We start from the raw sequence: 7,959 nt of genomic DNA on the forward strand, positions 1-7,959 counted from the left end.
AAGAAATTAAAAATATTAAGGTAGCTATAGCATCAGGGTTCCACCTCTTCCCATTCCGAACAGAGAAGTTAAGCCTGATCACGCCGATGGTACTGCGTAACAGTGGGAGAGTAGGTAGCTGCCGTTTTATCAAAGAGTCCTGTTCATTGAGGAATGAATGGGATTCTTTTTTTTGTATATGCGTCTCTGTCATCGATTTCACCACCTTTGATAATGATAGTCTGATTATCTTTAATTACGTATTATCGATGTATCTCATCTCTCTTGATAATGGTAGTCTTTCAAATAGCCTTGAATAACTGAGTCTTAGCAATCTTTACGACACAATACTCCTGCTTGTTGTTTGTGTGCTACAATATTACTTGAATTCTCTTACTACACACCTTATTTGTTATCTATCGAACAAGAGATCTAAAGCTAATTTATGTTTAGCTGCAGATTTTCTCGATGACTTGCGTTAAGATGTAGTCTGGAGACTAAAAGAGAATAATAAACTTCGGATTTATCTTACCTCTTATGAAATATCAGACCTTTTTCCTTCCTTTCCTGAAGATATGATTTCTTTATTAAGTGGGGATACGCAGATGCACGATATAATCAGCCTACCTAGCCGCAATTCTACTTTGGAATCGATAATGATAAAATAGTGAAGCCGGTGAAAGAATGTGTGATGCCATATAACTAAACCGTAATTTTAATTAAGTTTTGGACATAATATTGTACTTTTTTGTTCAGCAGATGCTTATATAAATAATTTGTTGTATTTTTGCATTTATAAAATTATGGGAAGAATATTAGCACTTGATTATGGAAGAAAGCGAACAGGTATCGCTGTAACTGACATTTTGCAAATTATTGCAAATGGTATGACAACAGTGCCTAGCCATACGTTGCCCGATTTTTTAGTACAATATACAGCTAAAGAACCGGTTGATTTAATATTGATAGGACTTCCAAAGCAGCTTAATAATGATTTTTCTGAAAGTATGAATTATATTAAACCGTTTGTTCAACGTTTAAAGAAAATTCTTCCTAATATACCTATAGAATTTGTTGATGAACGTTTTACTTCAGTTTTGGCACATCGTACAATGCTTGAAGCTGGATTGAAAAAGAAAGATAGACAAAGTAAAGAGCTTGTTGACGAAGTGAGTGCAACGATTATTTTGCAGTCGTATCTTGAAAGTAGAAGATAACACTAGAGAAACAATTTGTTAATATAATACAGAATAATAATGATTTTACCTATTTACGTATATGGCCAACCAGTTTTAAGAAAAGTTGCAGAGGATATAACTCCTGATTATCCGAACTTAAAAGAACTGATAGGAAATATGTTTGATACAATGCATAGGGCTGATGGTGTTGGTCTTGCTGCTCCGCAGATTGGACTCTCTATCCGTGTTGTGGTGATCAGTCTTGATGTCCTTTCTGATGAATATCCTGAATATAAAGATTTTAATAAGGCTTATATTAATGCCCATATTCTTGAGACTGAAGGCGAAATGGTGTCTATGGAAGAAGGATGTCTCAGTTTGCCTGGAATTCATGAGACTGTGAATAGAGCAAATAAAATTCATGTGAAATATATGGATGAGAACTTTGTGGAACATGATGAATATGTAGAAGGCTATCTGGCACGCGTAATGCAGCATGAATTTGAACATTTGGAAGGGGGCTTATTTATTGATAATTTATCTCCTTTGCGTAAACAAATGATTAAAGGTAAATTGAATGCTATGATTAATGGTAAAGCCAGATGTTCATATAAGGTTAAAACTATCAAATAGCTATTTTAACTTTAAAATAATATTCTTAAAAAGACGCATCTTTTAATTTATAAAGATGCGTCTTTTTATCTTTTAAATCGTTTTTTAGATTGATAAAAAGTCCTTTATTACTTTTAAATCATGAATGTTATAATTATTTTCTGTTTTAATAAGTGAAAAAAGCCTTTCTAGCTTGAAAAAAAAATGCTAAACGTTGTTACTTCAATCGAAATCATTAATTTTGTTTCGCCCTTAGATGAAAAATAAATGATAAAGAGAATTTTAATATACCTACTATTATTTCCTGCTGTAGTTTCTGCCCAAATAAACACGGAACGTGTAATGGCAATTGGCCGCAATGCATTATATTTTGAAGACTATGTTCTTTCTATTCAATACTTTAATCAGGTAGTAAGTGCAAAACCATATTTGTATGAGCCGTACTTTTTTCGTGCTCTTGCAAAAATAAATCTGGATGATTTTCAAGGAGCGGAATCTGATTGCTCATCTGCTATAGAACGAAATCCGTTTGTGGTTAATGCATATCAAATCAGAGGTTTATCCCGTATAAAGCAGCAAAAATATGATGGTGCAATAGAGGATTATACCAAAGCTTTGAGCTATGATCCCGAGAACGTAGGTCTTTGGCATAATCTTGCTCTTTGCAAAATATCTAAAGACGATTTTAAAGGAGCAGAAGCTGATCTGTCAAAGTTAATAGCTCTTTCTCCTCAGTATACTAAAGCTTATTTAATGCGTGCCGAAGTATCTTTAAAGCAAAAAGATACAATTAAAGCAATGAGTGATTATGACTTGGCTTTGTCTATTGATAAATATGATGCTGATGTTTGGTCATCGCGTGCAGCAATAAAGCTTCAGCAAGGAAAATATAAAGATGCAGAAGCTGATTATGATCAGGCAACATATTTAAATACTAAAAATTCCGGAAATTATATAAATAGGGCATTAGCTCGATTCCATCAGAATAAGCTACAAGGGGCGATGGAAGATTATGATATAGCATTAGATATAGATCCAAATAATTTTATAGGACACTATAATCGCGGACTCTTGCGAGCTCGGGTAGGAGATGATAACAGAGCAATAGAAGATTTTGATTTTGTGATAAAGATGGAACCCGATAATATGATGGCTATCTTTAACCGAGGTATTCTTCGTGCTCAGACAGGAGATTATCGTGGAGCTATCAGAGATTATTCAGCTGTTATTAAAGAATATCCTAATTTCTTAGCCGGTTATTATAATCGGGCTGAAGCCAAAAGAAAAATAGGTGACTATAAAGGAGCGGATTTGGATGAGTTCAAAGTTATGAAAGCCCAACTTGATAAAAGATATGGTCTTGATAAAGGAAAGAAAGCGGCGAAATCTGATAAAACACGTAAGAAATCCGATAAAGACATGGAAAATTACGGAAAGATCGTTGTTGCTGATGATTCTGAAACTGAACAGAAATATAAGAGCGAGTATCGTGGTAAGGTTCAGGATAAGAATGTTGAAATAAAGCTGGAACCAATGTTTGCTTTGACTTACTATGAAAAGGTAAGTGAGATAACACGAAATTTAAAATATAACAAGTTTATTGATGACTTAAGTAATTCAGGAGCTGTCCCTAAACGACTTTTGATTACCAATATGGAGACTCCTCTTACCGAGAAACAAATTAAAACTCATTTTGCTTCTATTGATGAGCGGACAACGGATATTGTGAAACATCCTAAAAATGCAGCAAAACGTTTTGCTCGTTCAATTGATTTTTATTTGGTTCAGGATTTTACAAATGCTATTGAAGATTTAACTCAGGCTACTATTTGCGATAATTCATTCTTTCCGGCATATTTTAACCGTTCATTGATACGTTGGAAACAGTTAGAATTTGAAAAATCAGAAGATCAGAATTCTGAGACAGCAGAAGTACAAACTGGGTTGAAGAAAGTTGATGTGCGGACTCCGGAATATAATATAGTTAAATCAGATTTGGATAAAGTTATTCAGCTAGCACCCGATTTCGTCTATGCATATTATAATCGTGGAAATGTACTTTGTATGCTGAAAGATTATCGTTCTGCAATAGCCGATTATGATAAAGCCATTTCGCTTGATCCAAATTTTGCAGAAGCATATTTTAATAGAGGATTAACATTAATCTTCTCCGGAAATAATAAAAAAGGTATTTCAGACCTAAGTAAAGCTGGTGAATTAGGTATTGTATCTGCCTATAATGTCATTAAGCGCTTTACAGAACAAAAACACTAACATTTTTATTTGAAAATAAGTGTAATTAAAAAGAAATAGCTACTTTTGTAAGCCTAAATGAAAAATAATTAAACCATTATGATAAAGATTACATTTCCAGATGGCTCTGTTCGTGAATATAATGAAGGAGTCAATGGTCTGCAGATTGCAGAAAGTATTAGTAGCCGATTGGCACAGGATGTTGTAGCTTGTGGTGTAAACGGTGAAACATATGATTTAGCTCGTCCTATAAATTCAGACGCATCGGTTGTTCTATATAAGTGGGATGATGCAGAAGGAAAGCATGCATTTTGGCACACTAGTGCACACTTGCTGGCTGAAGCCTTACAGGAATTATATCCAGGCATACAGTTCGGAATTGGTCCTGCAATTGAAAACGGTTTCTATTATGACGTAGATCCAGGAGAAGCAGTTATCAAAGAAAGTGATCTAGCTGCTATTGAAGCAAAGATGGCAGAATTGGCCGCAAAAAAAGAAGCTGTTGTAAGAAAAGAAATTAATAAAGCTGATGCTTTGAAAATGTTCGGTGAAAGAGGTGAAACTTACAAGTGCGAGTTAATCTCAGAACTAGAAGATGGAACCATCACTACATATACTCAGGGTGCTTTTACAGATCTTTGTCGTGGTCCTCACTTAATGAATACTGAAAAGATTAAAGCTATCAAGCTAACATCTGTAGCAGGTGCTTACTGGAGAGGAAGAGAAGATCAGAAAATGCTTACTCGTATCTATGGTATCACTTTCCCAAAAAAGAAATTGCTTGATGAATATTTAGTTATACTAGAAGAAGCAAAGAAACGTGACCACCGTAAGATTGGTAAGGAAATGGAATTGTTCATGTTCTCTGAAATGGTAGGAAAAGGACTTCCAATGTGGTTACCAAAAGGAACAGCACTTCGTCTTCGCCTTGAAGATTTCCTTAAGAAGATTCAACGCCGTTTTGGATATCAGCAGGTAATGACTCCTCATATTGGTAACAAGCAACTTTATGTTACTTCTGGCCACTATGCTAAATATGGAAAAGATTCATTCCAACCAATTAATACACCAGAAGAGGGAGAAGAATACTTATTGAAACCAATGAACTGCCCTCACCACTGTGAAATATATAAATGGCAGCCTCGTTCATATAAAGATCTTCCATTGAGATTTGCAGAGTTTGGTACAGTATATCGTTATGAACAGAGTGGGGAACTTCACGGATTAACACGTGTACGTAGCTTTACGCAAGATGATGCTCATATTTTCTGTAGACCAGATCAGGTGAAGGATGAGTTCTTAAAAGTTATGGATATTATCTTCATCATATTTAAGTCTTTGAACTTTGAGAATTTTGAAGCACAGATTTCACTTCGCGATCCAAATAATCGTGAAAAATATATTGGAAGCGATGATAACTGGGAACGTTCAGAAAAAGCAATTATTGAAGCTTGTGAAGAGAAAGGCTTGAAAGCAAAAGTGGAACTTGGTGAAGCTGCTTTCTATGGTCCTAAGCTTGATTTTATGGTTCGTGATGCTATTGGTCGTAAATGGCAACTTGGAACTATTCAGGTTGATTATAACTTGCCAGAGAGATTTAATCTTGAATATACAGGAGCTGATAACCAGAAACATCGTCCTGTAATGATACACCGTGCACCTTTTGGTTCTATGGAACGCTTTGTTGCTGTACTAATAGAACATACTGGTGGTAAATTCCCATTATGGCTAACTCCAGATCAGGTAGCAATTCTTCCTATCAGTGAGAAATTTAATGACTATGCAGAGAAGGTAAAACAATACCTTGATATGAATGATATTCGTGCTATTGTAGATGATAGAAACGAAAAAATTGGTCGTAAAATCCGCGATAATGAAATGAAACGTATTCCTTATATGTTAGTTGTTGGCGAAAAAGAAGCAGAAAATGGTGAAGTTGCAGTTCGCAAACAAGGAGAAGGCGATAAAGGAACTATGAAATTTGAAGAATTTGCAAATATTTTGACTCAAGAAGTTCAAAATATGATAAATAAGTGGTAACTTTGCACCCGCTAACTGAATATAAAAGAAAAAACGAAAAGGAACTAATAGTTATTGAATGAAGAAAGAGGTTTTAAAAGAGCAACACCGAATAAATGAGCAGATTCGTGCCAAGGAAGTACGCTTAGTTGGAGATGATAATATCGAACCAAAGGTTTATCCTTTATTCCAGGCTTTAAAGATGGCAGAGGATAGAGAAATGGATCTAGTAGAAATTTCTCCAAACGCAGTTCCTCCTGTTTGTAGAATTATTGATTATTCAAAGTTCCTTTATCAGTTGAAGAAACGTCAAAAGGAACAAAAAGCTAAGCAGGTAAAGGTTAATGTGAAAGAAATACGTTTCGGGCCTCAGACTGATGATCATGACTATAACTTTAAGTTGAAACATGCAAAAGGATTCCTTGAAGATGGTGATAAAGTAAAAGCTTATGTATTCTTTAAAGGACGTTCTATTCTATTCAAAGAACAAGGCGAAGTCTTGTTACTTCGTTTCGCAAACGATCTTGAAGATTTTGCAAAAGTAGAACAACTTCCTATACTTGAAGGTAAGAAGATGACAATTTTCTTATCTCCTAAAAAGAAAGAAGTTAAGAAACCTGTTGCACCAAAAGAAGTGAAGGTTGTTAAAGTTAAGGTTGAAAAACCTGAGGAAACAAATAATGAAGCGGAATAATTGTTTGAAAAAATAAGAAATGTATAACGCGCGGGTATAGTGCGTTACCATATATTAATAATTAAAAAATAATCAAGATGCCAAAGATGAAGACTAACTCCGGTTCTAAAAAAAGGTTTACCCTTACCGGAACAGGTAAAATCAAAAGAAAGCACGCTTTTCACAGTCACATTTTGACTAAAAAGAGCAAAAAGAGAAAAAGAAACTTGTGTTACTCTACAACAGTTGATGCAACTAATGTAGGTCAGGTTAAGTCTCTTTTAGCAATGAAGTAATCAAAAGCGTACAATCGAATTATTAAGTATTAACCGAATGCATTAGCTTTAAGTTCGCTACGTGAAGTTGCGACGCTAACATTCAAAAAGATTAAAACTATGCCAAGATCAGTAAATCATGTTGCTTCAAAAGCAAGAAGAAAGAAAATTTTGAACCTTACCAAAGGTTATTTTGGTGCAAGAAAAAATGTTTGGACCGTTGCTAAGAACACCTGGGAAAAAGGTTTGACTTACGCATTCCGTGACCGTAGAAACAAGAAAAGAAACTTCCGTGCTCTTTGGATTCAGCGTATTAATGCTGCAGCTCGTTTAGAAGGAATGTCTTATTCTAAGCTAATGGGCGGCTTACATAAAGCTGGTATCGAAATAAATCGTAAGGTATTAGCAGACTTAGCTGTTAATCATCCAGAAGCTTTCAAGGCTGTGGTTGCTAAAGCAAAAGCTGCTTAATAAATTTAAGAGATTTGCTAAGCGCTAATATCCAGTTATGCTGGGTATTAGCGCTTTTATTTTTTCTGCCTGCAAACTAATTGTTTTTTTATTAAAACAATTATTCATTTTTATTTGTTACATAGATAGAAAAAGCTTATATTTGTAGTAGAAAAGAAGACAGTTTTAGCCACATTAGTTTGACTGGGAAACTCATCAAATTAATCTGAAAACCGAGACAGGCTTCGATTCTCAATGGCGGGCCACAACCTTCGGGTAGCATTTATGCCGGTGGATTACAAAGAGGGCGGGCACTCAAATCATGTCATACGGAGTTTCATCACATCACTGGTGTGGCTTTATATAAGAAAACGTCGATAATCAATTGATTATCGACGTTTTTGTTTTTATGTCCAGCATTAATTGGATCAGTCAATAATTTTGTGGGAATGTTAAAAGTTTCATCAGTTTATGCGTAAATTTTAGCCACTCTGTAAAGAAAGAATTTCATATCATTTAC

7 protein-coding genes and 1 rRNA gene are annotated in these 7,959 nt (G+C 34.8%); all 8 read left to right on the forward strand.

Annotated features, from left to right (window positions below):
• The first annotated feature begins 16 nt into the window (after window positions 1-16).
• The 8 genes from rrf to rplT all read left to right on the forward strand — a co-directional run bounded on the left by rrf (window position 17) and on the right by rplT (window position 7,460).
• A 5S ribosomal RNA gene (gene rrf, locus BUC21_RS16100) occupies window positions 17-127 on the forward strand.
• A gap of 655 nt (window positions 128-782) precedes the next feature.
• Window positions 783-1,196: a Holliday junction resolvase RuvX gene (gene ruvX, locus BUC21_RS16105; protein WP_073404335.1), complete on the forward strand. Its 414-nt coding sequence runs from the start codon at window positions 783-785 to the stop codon at window positions 1,194-1,196.
• A 39-nt stretch (window positions 1,197-1,235) separates the two neighbouring features.
• On the forward strand, window positions 1,236-1,790 hold the full coding sequence (gene def / locus BUC21_RS16110) for a peptide deformylase (protein WP_073404337.1): 555 nt from the start codon (window positions 1,236-1,238) through the stop codon (window positions 1,788-1,790).
• Between the two features lie 246 nt (window positions 1,791-2,036).
• Window positions 2,037-4,043 carry a tetratricopeptide repeat protein gene (locus BUC21_RS16115; protein WP_073404339.1) on the forward strand — a complete coding sequence of 669 codons (2,007 nt, stop codon included), beginning with the start codon at window positions 2,037-2,039 and terminating at the stop codon, window positions 4,041-4,043.
• 78 nt (window positions 4,044-4,121) lie between these two features.
• Window positions 4,122-6,062: a threonine--tRNA ligase gene (thrS, locus tag BUC21_RS16120; RefSeq protein WP_073404341.1), complete on the forward strand. Its 1,941-nt coding sequence runs from the start codon at window positions 4,122-4,124 to the stop codon at window positions 6,060-6,062.
• A gap of 58 nt (window positions 6,063-6,120) precedes the next feature.
• Window positions 6,121-6,735, forward strand: a complete 615-nt coding sequence (infC, locus tag BUC21_RS16125) for a translation initiation factor IF-3 (protein WP_073404343.1) — start codon at window positions 6,121-6,123, stop codon at window positions 6,733-6,735.
• Window positions 6,736-6,812: 77 nt separating this feature from the next.
• Window positions 6,813-7,010 (forward strand): 50S ribosomal protein L35, encoded by a 198-nt coding sequence (gene rpmI, locus BUC21_RS16130; RefSeq protein ID WP_073404345.1) that lies wholly within the window; start codon window positions 6,813-6,815, stop codon window positions 7,008-7,010.
• Between the two features lie 99 nt (window positions 7,011-7,109).
• Window positions 7,110-7,460: a 50S ribosomal protein L20 gene (rplT, locus tag BUC21_RS16135; RefSeq protein WP_073404347.1), complete on the forward strand. Its 351-nt coding sequence runs from the start codon at window positions 7,110-7,112 to the stop codon at window positions 7,458-7,460.
• The last annotated feature ends 499 nt before the right edge of the window (window positions 7,461-7,959 follow it).

It is taken from the genome of Bacteroides luti, assembly GCF_900128905.1.
Lineage (GTDB): Bacteria > Bacteroidota > Bacteroidia > Bacteroidales > Bacteroidaceae > Bacteroides > Bacteroides luti.

What these genes read in the sequence shown, in the direction of transcription:
- ruvX (WP_073404335.1), top strand. Translation starts at nt 783, where the DNA reads ATGGGAAGAATATTAGCACTTGATTATGGAAGAAAGCGAACAGGTATC.
- def (WP_073404337.1), top strand. Translation starts at nt 1,236, where the DNA reads ATGATTTTACCTATTTACGTATATGGCCAACCAGTTTTAAGAAAAGTT.
- BUC21_RS16115 (WP_073404339.1), top strand. Translation starts at nt 2,037, where the DNA reads ATGATAAAGAGAATTTTAATATACCTACTATTATTTCCTGCTGTAGTT.
- thrS (WP_073404341.1), top strand. Translation starts at nt 4,122, where the DNA reads ATGATAAAGATTACATTTCCAGATGGCTCTGTTCGTGAATATAATGAA.
- infC (WP_073404343.1), top strand. Translation starts at nt 6,121, where the DNA reads ATGAAGAAAGAGGTTTTAAAAGAGCAACACCGAATAAATGAGCAGATT.
- rpmI (WP_073404345.1), top strand. Translation starts at nt 6,813, where the DNA reads ATGCCAAAGATGAAGACTAACTCCGGTTCTAAAAAAAGGTTTACCCTT.
- rplT (WP_073404347.1), top strand. Translation starts at nt 7,110, where the DNA reads ATGCCAAGATCAGTAAATCATGTTGCTTCAAAAGCAAGAAGAAAGAAA.